This window comes from Streptomyces sparsogenes (genome assembly GCF_001704635.1).
Classification (GTDB): domain Bacteria; phylum Actinomycetota; class Actinomycetes; order Streptomycetales; family Streptomycetaceae; genus Streptomyces; species Streptomyces sparsogenes.
Genome location: NZ_MAXF01000146.1, coordinates 1 through 15,657, shown reverse-complemented (window position 1 = coordinate 15,657; position 15,657 = coordinate 1). Strand labels below are relative to the sequence as shown.

General features: G+C 74.1%; 14 protein-coding genes. 3 read left to right on the top strand and 11 right to left on the bottom strand.

Annotated elements, in window-relative coordinates; genetic code table 11:
* Positions 1-7 precede the first annotated feature (7 nt).
* Positions 8-1,531, bottom strand: a complete 1,524-nt coding sequence (locus BBH68_RS29980; RefSeq protein ID WP_065966865.1) for an ATP-binding protein — start codon at positions 1,529-1,531, stop codon at positions 8-10.
* A 339-nt stretch (positions 1,532-1,870) separates the two neighbouring features.
* On the opposite strand from BBH68_RS29980, the gene BBH68_RS29975 reads away from it, so the two are divergent.
* Both BBH68_RS29975 and BBH68_RS29970 read left to right on the top strand, forming a co-directional pair.
* On the top strand, positions 1,871-2,923 hold the full coding sequence (locus BBH68_RS29975) for an NAD-dependent epimerase/dehydratase family protein (RefSeq protein ID WP_065966864.1): 1,053 nt from the start codon (positions 1,871-1,873) through the stop codon (positions 2,921-2,923).
* A 73-nt stretch (positions 2,924-2,996) separates the two neighbouring features.
* Entirely contained in the window at positions 2,997-3,860 is an 864-nt protein-coding gene (locus tag BBH68_RS29970; RefSeq protein ID WP_065966863.1) for a TIGR02452 family protein, read from the top strand.
* 98 nt (positions 3,861-3,958) lie between these two features.
* On the opposite strand, the gene BBH68_RS29965 is transcribed toward BBH68_RS29970, so the two are convergent.
* From BBH68_RS29965 to BBH68_RS29930, 8 genes are all read right to left on the bottom strand, one after another.
* Positions 3,959-5,533, bottom strand: a complete 1,575-nt coding sequence (locus BBH68_RS29965; protein WP_174589109.1) for an alpha/beta hydrolase — start codon at positions 5,531-5,533, stop codon at positions 3,959-3,961.
* A gap of 90 nt (positions 5,534-5,623) precedes the next feature.
* Positions 5,624-6,487, bottom strand: a complete 864-nt coding sequence (locus tag BBH68_RS29960) for an urease accessory protein UreD (protein ID WP_245738367.1) — start codon at positions 6,485-6,487, stop codon at positions 5,624-5,626.
* Positions 6,484-7,206, bottom strand: coding sequence for an urease accessory protein UreG (gene ureG, locus BBH68_RS29955; RefSeq protein ID WP_065966861.1), 723 nt, complete (start codon positions 7,204-7,206; stop codon positions 6,484-6,486). Before ureG ends, BBH68_RS29960 begins: the two co-directional genes overlap by 4 nt.
* 112 nt (positions 7,207-7,318) lie before the next feature.
* The gene (locus BBH68_RS29950; RefSeq protein ID WP_065966860.1) at positions 7,319-8,017 is read right to left on the bottom strand and encodes an urease accessory protein UreF; all 699 of its coding nucleotides are present in this window, start codon (positions 8,015-8,017) and stop codon (positions 7,319-7,321) included.
* A gap of 57 nt (positions 8,018-8,074) precedes the next feature.
* Positions 8,075-9,796, bottom strand: coding sequence for an urease subunit alpha (locus tag BBH68_RS29945; protein WP_065966859.1), 1,722 nt, complete (start codon positions 9,794-9,796; stop codon positions 8,075-8,077).
* Positions 9,789-10,100 (bottom strand): urease subunit beta, encoded by a 312-nt coding sequence (locus tag BBH68_RS29940; protein WP_065966858.1) that lies wholly within the window; start codon positions 10,098-10,100, stop codon positions 9,789-9,791. Before BBH68_RS29940 ends, BBH68_RS29945 begins: the two co-directional genes overlap by 8 nt.
* A gap of 16 nt (positions 10,101-10,116) precedes the next feature.
* A complete protein-coding gene (locus tag BBH68_RS29935) occupies positions 10,117-10,419 on the bottom strand; it encodes an urease subunit gamma (RefSeq protein ID WP_065966890.1) in 303 nt (100 codons plus the stop codon).
* 171 nt (positions 10,420-10,590) lie between these two features.
* Positions 10,591-10,983, bottom strand: coding sequence for an ATP-binding protein (locus BBH68_RS29930; protein ID WP_245738366.1), 393 nt, complete (start codon positions 10,981-10,983; stop codon positions 10,591-10,593).
* A gap of 191 nt (positions 10,984-11,174) precedes the next feature.
* On the opposite strand from BBH68_RS29930, the gene BBH68_RS29925 reads away from it, so the two are divergent.
* On the top strand, positions 11,175-12,032 hold the full coding sequence (locus BBH68_RS29925; protein ID WP_065966857.1) for an RNA polymerase sigma factor SigF: 858 nt from the start codon (positions 11,175-11,177) through the stop codon (positions 12,030-12,032).
* A 17-nt stretch (positions 12,033-12,049) separates the two neighbouring features.
* Here the strand turns inward: BBH68_RS29925 and BBH68_RS29920 are convergent, their stop codons facing one another.
* Together BBH68_RS29920 and BBH68_RS29915 are read right to left on the bottom strand one after the other, a co-directional pair.
* The gene (locus tag BBH68_RS29920) at positions 12,050-14,377 is read right to left on the bottom strand and encodes a SpoIIE family protein phosphatase (RefSeq protein WP_065966856.1); all 2,328 of its coding nucleotides are present in this window, start codon (positions 14,375-14,377) and stop codon (positions 12,050-12,052) included.
* Positions 14,374-15,657: response regulator (locus BBH68_RS29915; protein WP_141713087.1), on the bottom strand; the 1,284-nt coding region annotated here is incomplete at its 5' end. The genes BBH68_RS29915 and BBH68_RS29920, both read right to left, overlap by 4 nt.

Here is a 15,657-nt window from a genome sequence, read left to right as displayed (position 1 = left end):
CACTTTCCTATTCACCCTTATCCGACTCGTTCGAGGTGTGCGAGGGGTCATCACGGGGCGGGCGGCCGGATTCGGTGTTCTCGGCCGCGCCGGAAATCCCGTTGAAGAACGGGGCCAGCCACAGGCCCGGCTGCACGGGCGGCTCCGCCGATGTGGGGGCCGGGGGGCCCGGCTGAGCGGGGCTCGCGCCGGCCCGGCCCCGGACGGCCTGGGGCATCCGGCGGCGCCGCTGCGGGAGGCCGGCCGTGTTGTGCGGCAGCGGGACGCGGCCGAACTCGTCCGGGCCGGTCCGGGCCGCCACCGGGGTGGGCGCCGGGGTGGGCGTCGGGCGCCGCACCGGCTTGGGCGGGGGCAGCTTGGCGGCGATGGCGATCATGCCGCCGGGCGCGGGGGTGGTGCAGGTGATGTCCTTCGGGATGACCAGGACCGCGCGGACGCCGCCGTACGCCGAGGGGCGCAGCGAGAACTGGAACCGGTATCTGGCGGCGAGCCGGCCGACCACCGCGAGCCCCAGGCGTGGTGTCTCGCCCAGGTCCTTGAGGTCGAGGCCGCTCGGGGCGTGGGCGAGCACCAGGTCGGTGCGCCTGCGCGCCTCCTCGGTCAGGCCGACCCCGGCGTCCTCGATCTCGATGGCGACGCCGGACTGGACCTCGACCGCGGTCAGGTGCACCCGGGTCTTCGGCGGGGAGTAGCGGGTGGCGTTGTCCAGCAGTTCGGCCATGGCGTGGATCAGCGGCTCGACGCTGGGGCCGACGATGCCGACGTCCGCCACCGAGTGGAGATCGACCCGCTGGTACTCCAGGATCCGCGACATGGCGCCGCGGCAGACGTTGTACAGCGGGATCGGGTTCTGCCACTGGCGGCCCGGGCGGGAGCCGCCGAGCACGGCGATGCTGTCGGCCATCCTGCCGATGAGCGCGTTCCCGTGGTCGAGGTGGAGCAGGTCGCTGAACACCTCGGGGTCGGCGCCGTGCTTGTCCTCCATGTCCCGCACGTCCATGGCCTGCTGGTTGACGATGGCCTGCACGCGGCGGGCGATGTTGACGAAGGCCTGCTCCGCGGCCTCCCTGAGGTCCTCCTCGGTCCGCACGGTGTGCAGCATCGCCTCCAGGACCGCGCGGTGCGCGGACTCGAAGTCCGGGTCGAGGCACGGCGAGTGGTCGATGTCCTTCATCACGTGGTCGGGCTCCGCACCGGCCCGCAGCCGGGCCACCGCGGCGGGGAGCAGCTCCTTGGCCAGCCGCCTGGTCTCCCTCTCCTGGTCGACCAGGCGCTGTCGCAGGGCGGCCTCCCGCTCGGCGGCCCTCAGGCGCAGGGCCGCGATGGCGTGCCCGCGGCGCACCGCCTCCGCCGCCGCCACGGCCACCGCGAGCGTCGCCGCCAGGCCGCACCAGACGGCCGCGGCCCGCGCGCCGGCCGGGACCCGGGTCATGGCCAGCGCCGCGGTCAGCGCCGTCGCGGCGGGAGGGATCAGCCATAAGAGCGCGGAGGCGGGTCGCCGGCCTCCGGCTGACGAGCCAGCAAAAACCATGGGCGTCCTTAGATACGGCAAGGAGAAGAGGGTGGGGAAACGCGTGCGAGGCGCCCGTGGGACGGGGAAGAGCTCGCTATGAGCCCAGGAGCTTAGCGCTTTCCCCGGATGTCGAGACGAATATGCGTTTTTCTCAGTAATGGACAGGAGTATGAATTGAAATAGCGCAGAAACCGATCAGGTTCTTTCATTTCCCTTGTCTCTTCGAGCTGTTTTGAGCCTTGGGGTGAGCCTTGGGGTGAGCCTTGGGGTGAGCCTTGGGGCCGCTCTGCCCAGAGCAGATCAGCGCAGGGCGAACGGGCCTGGCACGGGCACCGGGCGGGCCCGTAGCGTCCGGCCATGACCAGGGGAAACGCATTCGTGATCGGGGCGTCGGGACAGATCGGGCGGGCGGCGGTGCGCGCGCTCGCCGCGGAGGGATGGGAGGTGCGGGCCGCCTCGCGCGGCGGCGGCCGGGACGAGCGGTGGCCGAAGGACGTACGGACGGTGGCCGTCGACCGGGAGGACGACGCCGCGCTGGCGGCCGCTCTCGGGGACGGCTGTGATGTGCTGCTGGACTGCGTGGCCTACGGCGAGCGCCACGCCGACCAGTTGCTCGGCCTCGCGGACCGGATCGGCTCGGCGGTGGTGATCTCCAGCTGCATGGTGTACCAGGACGACCGGGGCCGTGGCTTCGACACCCAGGGCCAACCGGACGGCTTTCCGGACTACCCCGTGCCCATCCCCGAGTCGCAGCCGACCGTCCCGCCGAGCGAGGCCACCCACAGCACGGCCAAGCGCGCGCTGGAGCTGCGGTTGCTGGAGGCCGGGGACCGGCTGCCGACGACGCTGCTGCGGGCCGGGGCGATCCACGGCCCGTACAGCCCCCTGCCGCGCGAGGCGTACTTCGTCAAGCGGGTGCTCGACCGGCGGCCGGTGCGGATCCTCGCCCACGGGGGCGCCAGCCGCTTCCACCCGGTCCACGTGGACAACCTGGCCGAGCTGGTGCGGCTCGCCGCCGGCAAGCCCGGCTCACGGGTGCTCAACGCGGGCGACCCGCAGGCGCCGACGGTCGCGGAGATCGCGGCGGCGGTGGACGCGGCGATGGGCGCCACCAGCGAGCTGATCACGATCGACGGCGAGCCGCCGCGCCCGGGTCTGGGGACCACCCCCTGGAGCACGCCCCGGCCGGTGGTGTTCGACATGTCGGCGGCCGAGCGCGAGCTGGGCTACCGGGCGGTGACCGGCTACGCCGCATCGCTGCCGGAGACGGTGGAGTGGATCGCCCGTCAACTGGCGGACGGCCGGGACTGGCGCGAGGCGTTCCCCCTCATGGCGAAGGCGTACGGACCGCCACAGGACCTCTTCGACTACGCCGCGGAGGACGCGTGGCTGGCCGAGGCCCGGCGGTAATTCCCTCGCGCCGTGATCGTTCCGGCCCGTAGCCTCGGGCCGGAACGACCCAGGTACGCGCGGAGGTACGCGGATGAGTGCGCGGTTGCGCGGTATCGCCAAGGAGACGGAACGGATCGTCGCCGAGGGGCGGTACCGGGCGCCCCGGGGACACCAGGTGTCCCTCGAGGGGCCGATCGCCCGGGCCGTCGGGGCGACCCGGCTCCACGGGCCCGGGCCGGTGGTCCGCGCCGAGCGCGAGGCGGGTCCGGCGGACCGCGCCACGCGGTTCCAGGTGACCGGGGAGAGCAGCCTGGAGGCCGCGCGCAGACTGACCCGCGAGGCCGAGCGGGCGGAGGGGGCCGGCGGGGCCGTCGCCGTGCTGAACTTCGCCTCCGCCCGCAACCCCGGCGGCGGCTATCTCAATGGCGCGCAGGCGCAGGAGGAGGCACTGTGCCGGGCCTCGGCGCTGTACGCGTGCCTGCGCGCCGCGCCGGAGTTCTACGCCGCCCACCGGGCCGACCCGAGCCCCTTCTACAGCGATCGGGTCATCCACTCCCCCGGCGTCCCGGTCTTCCGCGACGACCGGGGCGCTCTGCTGGACGACTGGTACGAGGTCGGCTTCCTGACCTCGGCCGCGCCCAACGCCGGGGTGATCGCCCAGCGCACGCCCGAGCTGGTGGCCGCCGTGCCCAAGGCGCTGGCCGCGCGCGCCGGGCGGGTGCTGGAGGTGGCCGTCGCCCACGGGTACCGCCGCCTGGTGCTGGGCGCCTGGGGGTGCGGGGTGTTCCGCAACGACCCGGCGGAGGTGGCCGGAGCGTTCCGCGACCGTCTGACGGGCGCCGGGCGCTTCGCCGGACGCTTCGAGCGCGTCGTGTTCGCCGTGCTCGACCGGCGCGCGGACTCCCCCACGCGGGCCGCGTTCGCCGCCGCGTTCGGCACGGCCGCCGCCGTCTGAGGGCCGCCACAGCGCGCCGACGGGCACGCCGACGGCACCGGGCCCCGTCCCGGGGTGCGTTTCCGCCCCCGGGACGGGGCCCGGCCGGTCCGGTCCGGCTACTTGGCGGCCGGGACGGGAGTGGCGTGCGGGCCGCACGTCACGTCCTGGCCGTCCACCTCGCCGGTGAGCAGGTAGGCGTCCACCCGGTCGTTGACGCACGGGTTCACCAGACCGGTGACCCCGTGCGAGCCCGCGTCCTTCTCCGTGATCAGGCGCGAGCCCTTCAGCCGCTTGTGCAGCTCGACGGCTCCGTCGTACGGGGTGGCGGCGTCGCGCGTGCTCTGCACGATGAGCGTCGTGGGCAGGCCCTTGGACGCGCCGACCTCCAGCGGGGTCCGCTGCGGGACGCCCCAGGTCGCACACGGCAGGTTCATCCAGGCGTTCGCCCAGGTCATGAACGGGTAGTCCCGGTGCAGCCGGGTGTTGTCCCGGTCCCAGGTCCGCCAGTCGCTCGGCCACTTGGCGTCCACGCACTCCACCGCCGTGTAGACGGCGTTGCCGTTCTCGGAGGCGATGTTGCCCGCGGTGTCGGACAGGTCCGGTCCCGCGGCCTCGACGAGCCGCTGCTCGTCACCGGCGAGGTAGGCGCTCCACACCGCGGCCACCGGGGCCCACGACGAGTCGTAGTACGGCGCGCTCTGGAAGAAGCCCACCAGCTCGGCCGGGCCGACCACCCCGCCGATCGGGTGCTTCTTGGCGGCCGCGCGCAGCGTCTCCCACTGCTTCTGGACCTTCGCCTGGGTGTCGCCGATGTGGTAGGTGGCGTCGTTCTTGGCCACCCACGCCGTCCAGTCCTTCCAGCGCGTCTCGAAGGCGATGTCCTGGTCCAGGTTGGCCTGGTACCAGATCTTCTCCCGCGAGGGGTTGACCACGCTGTCGACGATCATGCGGCGCACATGGGTCGGGAAGAGCGTCGCGTACACTCCACCGATGTAGGTGCCGTAGGACACGCCGAGGTAGTTGAGCTTCTTCTCGCCGAGCGCGGCCCGGATGACGTCGATGTCGCGCGCGGTGTTCGGCGTCGTCAGGTACGGCAGCATCCAGCCGCTGCGCTCCTTGCAGCCCTGCGCGTACTCCTTGGCCAGCTTGCGCTGGGCGCGCTTGTCCGCCTCGCTGTCGGGCACCGGGTCCGCCTTGGGCGCCTTGACGTACTCCTGCGGGTCGACACAGGAGATGGCGGTGGAGTGGCCGACGCCGCGCGGGTCGAAGCCGACGAAGTCGTACGCCTTCGAGGTCTTCGTCCACAGCGGGTTCTTGGTGGTGACCCGGCGCGGGAACTTCAGACCGGAGCCGCCGGGGCCGCCCGGGTTGTAGATCAGCGCGCCCTGGCGCTCGGCGGCGCCGCCGGTGTTGCCGATCCGGTCCACGGCGAGCTTGATGGTGCGCCCGTTGGGCTTGGCGTAGTCGAGCGGGACGGTCACATAACCGCACTGGATGGGCTTCTCCAGGCTCCAGTCGGCCGGGCAGTCCTGCCAGTCGATGCCCGCCTCGGCGGCCCTGGCCGCGGCGATCCGCACGCCGGCCGCCTCCGCCGCGCCGCCCGGCACCCTCCCCTTGGCGCTGGCCATGGGCGTGGCCAGTGCTCCGGCTACCAGCGCGCCGGTGAGCACGCTTCCGGCCGCGCCGAGCATTGCTGTCCGTCTCACGTAGGTCATCCCCCCTGCTGTGTCGCGCCGCGCGGGGCGGCGGTGATCACCGAGTGTCAGGAGGATCCTCGCGCCTCACCGAGCGGTCGGTACAGGGCAAACCGGGGTTTCTTTGTCAACCCATGAACATCCCGTCATGCGCGGCCCCTCGGCACCGGCCACCCCGTCGAACAGCCGCCGCAGCCGCAGCGCGTCCGGGGCCACGGCGGTGACCAGGGCGGCCGGGCCGGCGAGCGGGGTGAGGACCGCGCTCTCGCCGAGCGGCCGGGCGGGCGGGGGCTCGTCCTCGAAGGCCGGGTCGACGAGGAGGAGCTGACCGGCCGCCCGGTGCCCGCCGAGGACCGCCCCGCCGTCCCACCCCGGCGTCCCGGACCCGTAGCCGAACTCCTGGTCCAGCAGGGGCCGCCCGGCGCGGCGCACGGTCAGACGGCTCGTCAGCCGGCCCGGCGGCTCGCCGTACCGGCCGAGGACCTGCTCCTCGCGCAGCAGCAGGCGGGCGGTGGGGGCGAGTTCGACGCGGCAGGTCATCCTCAGGTCGCTGCCGCGGGCGGAGATGAGCGGCTCGGGGAGCCAGCACAGCGTCGCGCCGTCGCCGACGGTGAGCCGGATGTCGTAGTGGGCGGGTTCGGCCGACCGGCCGGGCAGGGCGAGGGTGGCCGCCGCCGAGCCGACACACAGACGCGCCCCGGGCCCGGTCACCACCTCCAGGGCGATCCGGTCGCCGCCGAGCGGCCCGCTCATGGCCCCCACCAGGGTGACCCGCGCGGTGGCCCCCGCGCCGCGGGTCCGGCGCGGCGCCAGCGGCCCGTCCCCGGCGAGCACCGGCAGCGCGGTGCCGCCGCGCCCGTCCGCCTCGGCGGTGATCCGCGCGGTGGCGCGTACGCCCGACGCCGGGACGGAGGGGCGCGGCGCGGCGGCGCGGCCGGGGGGACGGGTCACGCGGGGGCCGCCGTCCAGGCCGCGAGGCGCTCGCGCACCCAGTCCGCGATGGGCGCCACGCCGTCCTCGGCGACCAGGGAGGTGAAGGCGACGGGCAGGTCGCCGCGTTGGGCCCGCGCGTCGTGGGCCATCCGGTCCAGGTCGGAGCCGACGTACGGCGCGAGGTCGGTCTTGTTCACGACCAGGAGGTCGGCGGTGGTCACTCCGGGTCCGCCCTTGCGCGGGATGTCGTCGCCGCCCGCCACGTCGATGACGAAGATCTGCGCGTCGGCCAGGCCCTTGGAGAAGGTGGCGGTGAGGTTGTCGCCGCCGGATTCGACGAGGACGAGGTCGAGCGGGCCGACGGAGTCCTCGAGGTCCTCGACCGCTTCGAGGTTGGCCGAGATGTCGTCGCGGATCGCGGTGTGCGGGCAGGCACCGGTCTCGACCGCCGTGATGCGCTCCGCGGGCAGGACGGCGTGGCGCAGCAGGAACTCGGCGTCCTCGCGGGTGTAGATGTCGTTGGTGACCACGGCGATGGACAGCTCGTCGCGCAGCGCGCGGCACAGCGCGGCGACGGTCGCGGTCTTCCCGGATCCGACGGGGCCGCCGAGGCCGACGCGCAGGGCGCGGCGGGTGCCGTCGGGGCGGCGGGGGCCGGCGGCGCTGTAGGTGTGGCGCCTGGGGTAGGTGCCCGCGTGGTCGTGGGGGTCGAGGGGGTCGTGGGGGTCGAGGTGCATGACGGCTCCGGGAGTAGGGGGCGCGGTTCGGGGCGGGGCTCGGGAACGGGGCGGGGGGCGGGGCGCGCGGGGGCGGGGGCGGGGGCGGGGGCGGGGCGCGCCGCCGCGGCGCTCAGGACGCGAAGAGGCGTACGGGCCAGGCCGCGTGCGCCTCGGCGGTGATGTCGAGCAGCGGCGCCGAGGCGGCGGGCAGCGCGTCCGGGCCCTCGTCGAGGGCCCGCCGGGCCGCCTCGGCGGCCCGCGCCGCGACCTGGTCGATGTCGGGGACGAGGCGGGCGAGCACGGCGGTGGCCTCGTACGGGTCCAGGCTCAGCAGCCGTACGGCGGCGGTCGCGGGCCCGCTGACCGACTCGTAGGCGGCGATGTGCGCGGCGTCCGGCGGGCCGGCCCCGGCGGCGCGGACGGCGAGGCCGAGGACGACCGGCTGGTGGGCGCCGCGCGGCCGGGCGGCGGCGAGCGCGTCGAGCCCGGGGCCGGGCCAGGTGGCCCGTGCGGCGCGCATCATCTGGCGGCCGAGCCGCCGCGCGGTGGCGCGCAGGGCGGGGGACGGGGTACGGGCGTCGGCGGCCTCGTCGAGGGCGAGCGGGTCGAGCCCGGCGGCGGCCGCGGCGGCGAGCCCGGCGGCCGTGAGCCCGGCGGTGTGCAGCCGGCCCCGGCAGAACTCCTCCAGGGTTCCCGCGTCCCGGATCCGGCCGGCCTCGACCGCGGCCTCGGCACCCCCGGAGTGCGCGTGGCCCCCGGCGGGGAAGCGGCCGTCGGCGAGGACGAGCAGGGCCGCCCGCGCGGCGGGGTTCCCGGGTGTCGTCGGCATGGGCACCCCCAGAAGAGGCCGGAAGAGGTCAGAAGGTTCAGAAGAGATCAGAAGAGGTCAGAAGAGGAAGTAGCGCTGGGCCATGGGCAGTTCCGCGGCCGGGGCCGGTTCGACCGGCTCGCCGTCGATGGTCACCGTGAAGGTGTCGGGGTCGACCTCGACGCGCGGGCGGGCGTCGTTCTCCCGCATGTCGGCCTTGGTGACGCCGCGCGTACCGCGGATGGGGGCGAACCGCTTGCCGAGACCCAGCCGCTCCACCAGCCCGTCGTCGAGCGCGGTCCGGGTGACGAAGTTGAGCGAGTTCCCGGCCGGAGCGCGGCCGAGGGCGCCGAACATGGGGCGGGGCAGCACCGGCTGGGGCGTGGGGATGGAGGCGTTGGCGTCGCCCATCTGGGCGTACGCGATCTGGCCGCCCTTGAGGACCAGTTCCGGCTTGACGCCGAAGAACGCCGGGTCCCACAGCACCAGGTCGGCCAGCTTTCCGGTCTCCACGGAGCCGATCTCCCCGTCCAGGCCCTGGGCGACGGCCGGATTGATGGTGTACTTGGCGACGTAGCGGCGTGCCCGGTGGTTGTCGGCCCGGCCGTCGCCGGGCAGGGCCCCGCGTCGGCGCTTCATGACGTGGGCGGTCTGCCAGGTGCGCAGCACGACCTCGCCGACCCGGCCCATGGCCTGGGAGTCGGAGGAGATGATGGAGATGGCGCCGAGGTCGTGCAGGATGTCCTCGGCCGCGATGGTGGTCGGCCGGATGCGGGACTCGGCGAAGGCGAGGTCCTCGGGGACGGCGGGGTTCAGATGGTGGCAGACCATCAGCATGTCGAGGTGTTCCTCGACGGTGTTGACGGTGTGCGGCCGGGTCGGGTTGGTGGAGCTGGGCAGCACGTTCGGCTGGGAGACCACGGTGATGATGTCCGGGGCGTGTCCGCCGCCGGCGCCCTCGGTGTGGTAGGCGTGGATGGAGCGCCCGGCGATGGCGGCGAGGGTGTCGCCGACGAAACCCGCCTCGTTGAGGGTGTCGGTGTGGATGGCGAGCTGGGCGCCGCTCTCCTCGCACACGTCCAGACACGCGTCGATGGCGGCGGGGGTGGCCCCCCAGTCTTCGTGGATCTTGAATCCGAGGGCGCCGCCGCGCAGTTGGGAGCGCATCGCCTCGCGGGAGACGGTGTTGCCCTTGCCGAGCAGGCCGATGTTGACGGGGTAGGCCTCCAGCGCCTCGAACATCCGGGCAAGGTGCCAGGGGCCCGGGGTGATGGTGGTCGCCTTGGTGCCCTCGGCGGGTCCGGTGCCGCCGCCGACCAGGGTGGTGATGCCCGCGGCCAGGGCCTCCTCGACGACGGTCGGGGAGATGAAGTGGACGTGGGCGTCGATGGCCCCGGCGGTGAGGATCCTGCCGTTGCCCGCGATGACCTCGGTCTCCGGGCCGATGACGAGGTCGGGGTGGACTCCGTCCATGGTGTCCGGGTTCCCGGCCTTGCCGATGCCGGTGATCCGCCCGTCCCGCAGGCCGACGTCGGCCTTGACGATCCCCCAGTGGTCCAGGATCACCGCGCCGGTGATCACGGTGTCGGGGGTGCCGTCGGCGCGGGTGGCCCGGGACTGGCCCATGGACTCGCGGATCACCTTGCCGCCGCCGAAGACCGCTTCGTCCCCGGCGCGACCGGGGCCGCCCGCGCGGTCCTCCTCGATCTCCACGAGGAGGTCGGTGTCGGCGAGCCGTATGCGGTCGCCGACGGTGGGGCCGAAGAGGTCCGCGTAGGCGGCGCGGTCGAGCTCAGTCATCGAGGGGGCCTCCCGTCTCGCCGCGCAGCCCCGGCACGATCCGCTCCCCCGCGATCGGGACCAGGCCGACCTCGACGGGGATGCCGGGCTCGAAGCGCACGGCGGTGCCCGCGGCGATGTCCAGGCGCTTGCCGCGGGCGGCGGCGCGGTCGAAGTCGAGGCCGGGGTTCGCCTCGGCGAAGTGGTAGTGGGAGCCGACCTGGACGGGCCGGTCGGCGGCGTTGAGCACGGTGAGACGGGTGACGGGCCGGCCCTCGTTGAGGCGGACCGGCTCCTCGGCGTGCAGGATCTCCCCGGGAATCACGGCGGACGCCCCTCCGTCAGGCTATGGGCTGGTGGACGGTGACGAGTTTGGTGCCGTCCGGGAAGGTGGCCTCGACCTGGACGTCGGGGATCATCTCGGGGATCCCCTCCATGACCTCCTCGCGGGTGAGCACCTCGCGGCCCGAGGACATGAGTTCGGCGACGGTGCGGCCGTCGCGGGCGCCCTCCAGGATGTGCGCGGTGATCAGCGCCACGGCCTCGGGGTGGTTGAGCAGCACGCCGCGGGCCCGCCGCTTCTCCGCCACGTCGGCCGCCACATGGATGAGCAGGCGTTCCTGCTCGTGCGGGGTCAGTCGCACGCTTCCCACCTCACCACTCGTCCCGTCCCCCCGGGGCCCGTCCTCGAAGGGGGCGCCCGCCGGCGGCGCCTGGTGACGGACCCTAGTTCCGCGGCGTTTCCACCGCGTTAACTCGCGGGTGGACGGCGGTCCCCGGCGGCGCCGGTCTCCGCCGCTCACCGGGGGCGTGGGTCAGCTCAGTGGCAGGAGGGCCCGTATACGCTTGCCGCCGCCGGGCAGCGGGCTCACGGTCACCTCGGCGGCCAGCCTGCACACCATGGGCCAGCCGTGGCCGCCGGGCACGGCCGGGTCGTCGGGCGGACGTGCGGTGGGGAGGGCGTCGCTGGCGTCCTCCACCGTGATCTCCAGCCGCTTCCCCCGGACCACGCACCCGAAGACGGTGATCCCCCCTGCGTGGCGCAGGGCGTTGGTGGTCAGCTCGGAGGTGACCAGCAGCGCGTCGTTGAGGAACCCCGCGCTCACCGCCGGCCGGTGCCGACTGAGCAGCTTCCGCACGGCGTCGCGTGCCACCGCAGCGGTGCCCGGGCTGGTGCGCACCGACATATGGCTGTCGACGGTGGTCACATGGCCTCCCTCCGGCGCGGTCCTTCGCCTCCCTCTCCGGCTTCCCTGCGACGCCGCGCTCACTCACCCGCCGTGCCGGACAGGCCGATCCGCAGAATCATGTGCGAAGTCGTAGGCATACCTCGCGAATGACGGGACAGAAGCGCCTCATAAGCAATCGGCGGCCGGCCCGGCCAGAGCAGGGAGGGGTTATGACGGTGCTCGCGGCGAGCATGACCACGGCGAACGACACCACCAGCCTGACGGGATTGCCGCACGGGGTGGAACCGCGGAGCGTGGCGCCGAGGGACGCCCGAGCCCTGTCAAAGTCCCTCTTCGACCAGCTGAACAACCTTGAGGAGGGCACGCACGAATACGCTTACGTGCGCAACACCCTCATCGAGATGAACATGTCGCTGGTCCGCTTCGCCGCCCGGCGCTTCCGCGGCCACGGCGACGAGATGGAGGACATCGTCCAGGTCGGCATGATCGGTCTGATCAAGGCGATCGACCGCTTCGACCTGTCCCGCGAGGTGGAGTTCACCACGTTCGCGGTGCCCTACATCGTGGGCGAGATCAAGCGGTTCTTCCGGGATTCGACCTGGGCGGTCCATGTGCCGCGGCGGTTGCAGGAGGCCCGCGCCGAGCTCATGAAGGCGACGGACGAGCTCAGCTCGCGCCTCGGGCGGACCCCCACGGTGAGCGAGCTGGCGGCGCTGATGGACCTGTCCGAGGAGGAGGTCATCGAGGCGCGGATAGCCTCGAACGGCAAGAGCACCGCCTCCCTGGACGCCACCTTGAACGGCGACGACCAGGACGGGGAGGCCGTGCTGGCCGACTTCATCGGCGCCGACGACCCCGCCATGGAACTCGTGGAGAACTACCACGCCCTGGCACCGCTGATCGCCGAACTCGACGAGCGGGACCGCCGGCTGCTCCACATGCGGTTCGTCGACGAGCTCACCCAGGCGCAGATCGGCGAGCGGCTCGGCGTCTCCCAGATGCATGTCTCGCGCCTGCTGAGCCGGACCATCGCCCGGCTGCGCGCCGGACTGCTCACCGCCCGCTGAGGCGCGGGCTCGTGGGGTCAGTTCACGTCGATCCCGATCAGACAGGTGTCGTCGTCGGTGTCGGACCGCGCGTGCGTCAGCAGGAGGTCGAGGTGTTCCCCGAGCTCCGGCGGGGCCGCGCCGGCGATGGCCAGCAGTTGTTCGAGCGACTTCTCCACGGAGGTGTCCCGCCGCTCGATCAGCCCGTCGGTGTACATCATCAGCCGGTCCCCGGACGACAGGTCGATCCGGTGTTCCTCGTAGCGGGCCTCCGCGACGGCGCCGAGCAGGATGCCGCCCGGCAGCGGAAGGGCGGTGGCCTCCCCGTCGCGGATCAGCACGGGCGGCGGGTGGCCGGCCCGCGCCCACCGCAGCGTCTGGGTCACCGGGTCGTAGATGCCGCAGACCACGGTGGCCGTCACATGCTCGGTGAGGTGGTGGGCGACGCTGTTGAGCCAGCCCAGCAGTTGGGCCGGGCCGCAGCCGGTGGCGGCCAGCCCGCGCAGCGCATTGCGCAGGACCACCATGCCGGTGGCCGCCTCGATGCCGTGTCCGGCCACGTCACCGACCGCGAGCAGCACCTTCTTGCCGGGCAGGACCACGGCGTCGTACCAGTCGCCGCCCACCAGGTGCCCCTCCTCGGCCGGGCGGTAGCGCACCGCCACGTGCAGCCCGGTGATGTCGACCGGGGCGGGGGACGAGGGCATGATGGCCCGCTGGAGCTGGAGGGCCAGGCGGTTGCGTTCCTCGGCCTGCTGCTCGGTGTCGGCGAGCTTGTCGCGGGTGGCCGCGAGGGCCACTTCCGTCCAGTGCTGGGTTGAGAAGTCCTGGTAGGCCCCGCGCACCGCGAGCAGCCGGCCGGCCGGGTCGGCCACCGGCTCGGCGACGACGCGCATGTGGCGCATCGCCCCGTCGGTACGCCGGAGCCGGAAGGCCGTGGACGCGGAGTGGCGGTGGTGGAGCAGGGTGCGCAGGAACCGCCCGATGGCCACCGAGTCGTCGGGGTGCGCGTGTTCGGCCAGCCGCTCCAGGGGCACGGGGGCGGCGGTGGGCGGGCGGCCGAAGAGCGAGAAGAGCTGGCTGTCCCAGAGGATCTCCCCGCTGATCACGTCCTGCTGGAAGCCGCCGATGCGGCCGAGGCGCTGGACGTGTTCCAGCAGGGCGGCGAGCCGGGCGGCCTCGTTCTCCAGCCGCCAGCTGAGCAGCACCGCGTCGCCGTACCGGCCGATGCCGACGGTGGCGATCCCGGTGATGGACCTGTCGTCGGCCAGGGTGGTCAGGGCCGTCCGCTCGGCGCGGAACGGTTCGCCGGTCGCGTGGACCCGCAGGACGTGTTCGTACAGCCCGCCTTCACGGGCCGCGAGCGGGTACGCCTCCAGCAGCCGCAGGCCCGTGATCATGGAGCGTGGCCGGCCGGCCGGGTCGGCGAAGCGCTCGTTGACGTACGCGATGGCGAAGTCGACCACGTGGTCGTGCTCGTCGAGCAGGGGCCGCAGCACCAGCACCGGGTCGAGCAGGCCGTCGGCCAGGTCCATCAGGGCGTTCTCCGGGACCACCGGGTCCTCGGCGGGGCCGGCCGCGGTGGCCTGGGAGTCCGGCAGGGTGTGGGCGCACAGGTCGGCCAGCGCGTTCAGCTGGCGGCCCACCGGAGCGGGCAGCGGGGGCCGCGGGTGGGGCCAGCACACCTCGAGTACGCCGAGGATGCGGCCGGCCAGCTCGGCCGGAAGCACGGCCCGGGCGCCGTCGCTGCCGTGGCGCTTCCCTATGCCCGGCACCTCGGCGGGCATCTGTCCGAACCACTGGGGGTGGCGCTCGGCCACCACGCGCTGGGCGGGGACGCCGACGCCGGGCGGCACATAGCGCCAGCGGGATGCCTCGCCCCGGGGGAAACCGGCGTGCCCGGCCAGCGCCAGCGCGCCGCCGGAGGTCACGGTCCACAGCGCCACCGCGCTCGCCCCGAGGGGGGCGAGCACCTGCTCGATCAGCGTGTCGACCACGGACTGGGGGTCCTCGGTGAGCGCGCCGGCCTCGGCCGACCGCAGCCGCAGCACGGCGGGCGAGGTGTGCTGCCCGCCGTCGTCGGAGGAGGTGGAGGGGCGGGAGAAAGCCGCGGCGACCTCGTCCCCGGCGGCCCCGTTGACGATGTCCGCGGCCAGCTCCGGCAGCGGCAGCCCGGCGGCCTCCGCCAGCTCCTCCAGATGGTGGGCGGCCTCCGTCGGGCCGCCGTGGCCGCGCTCGACCAGGATGCCGGTGGCGATGCCGACCAGGGCCCGCGTCTCGGCGGCCTCCTGTGACTCGGCGAGCTCCTGGCGCAGCCGCGCCACCGTGGCCGCCAGCGCGTCCAGGCGCTTCTCGCACTCGCTCACCGGTTCAACCAGCGGCGGATGCAGCTCACGAGCGCGTCGGCGTCCAGCGGCTTGGTGATGTAGTCGTTGGCCCCGGCGGCCAGCGCCTTCTCCCGGTCGCCCGCCATGGCCTTCGCGGTCACCGCGATGATCGGCAGATCGGCGTACTCGGGCATGGCACGGATCGCCGCGGTCGCGGTGTGGCCGTCCATCTCGGGCATCATCACATCCATCAGCAGCAGTTCCACGCCCGGGTGCCGGGCCAGCGTCTCCAGGCCCTCGCGTCCGTTCTCGGCGTGCAGGACGCGCATGCCGTGCAGTTCGAGGATGCCGGTGAGCGCGTACACGTTGCGGGTGTCGTCGTCGACGACGAGGACCACCCGCCCGGCGAGGTCGGTCGGCGTGTCCGCCGGCGCCGTCCTGGCCTGCGGGACCTCGGGCGTGGCGGCGGGCCGGGCCGGGGGCCGGGCGTCGGGGGTCACATGGGCCGCGATGCGCCGACGCAGCTCGTCCAGGCTCGGCAGCAGCTCCCACGGCCTGCCCTCGGACCACTGTGCGAGCTGCCGCTCCCAGTGGGGGTCCAGCGGCCCCGTGTGGTGGGCGAGCACCGGGATCCCTTCCGCGGCCGGGATCCGGCCCAGTTCCTCGAGGAACCGCAGGCCGACCTGGTCGGGCATGTCGAGATCCAGGACCACGCAGTGGCAGGGCTCGGCGGCGAGGGCCGCGGCGGCTTCCTGCGGGCCCAGGGCCGTGCGCAGCCGCACCGGGACGGGCGCTCCCCCGTCCCGGTCGCGGTCCGCAGACCCGTCGACGACGCTCTCGGCCAGCAGCGACAGCAGGCCGCGCGGCCGCTCCTCGACCACGAGCAGACCGCGCCGCGCGGGCTGGTCGGCGGCCGGGGGTTCCTCCTGGCCGGCCTGCGGCGCCTCCAGGGCCGGCGGGGTGGCGGCGCCGGGGGTGGCCTTCCGTGCGATGGGCAGGTAGAAGCTGAAGGTGCTGCCCTCGCCGAGGGTGCTCGCGGCGTGTATCGCGCCGCCCAGCAGCCGGGCGATCTCCCTGCTGATGGACAGGCCGAGGCCCGTGCCGCCGTAGGCGCGGCTGGTGGTGCCGTCCGACTGCTGGAACGCCCCGAAGATGGCCTCGAGCTGGTGCTCGGCGATCCCTATGCCGGTGTCCACGACCCGGAAGGCGATCGCGGGACCGTGCTCGCGGACCTCCCGGGGCAGATCCTCGGCGGCGGGCGCGATGCGCAGCTCGACCGCGCCGGTCTCGGTGAACTTGACCGCGTTGGAGGTTGCGCA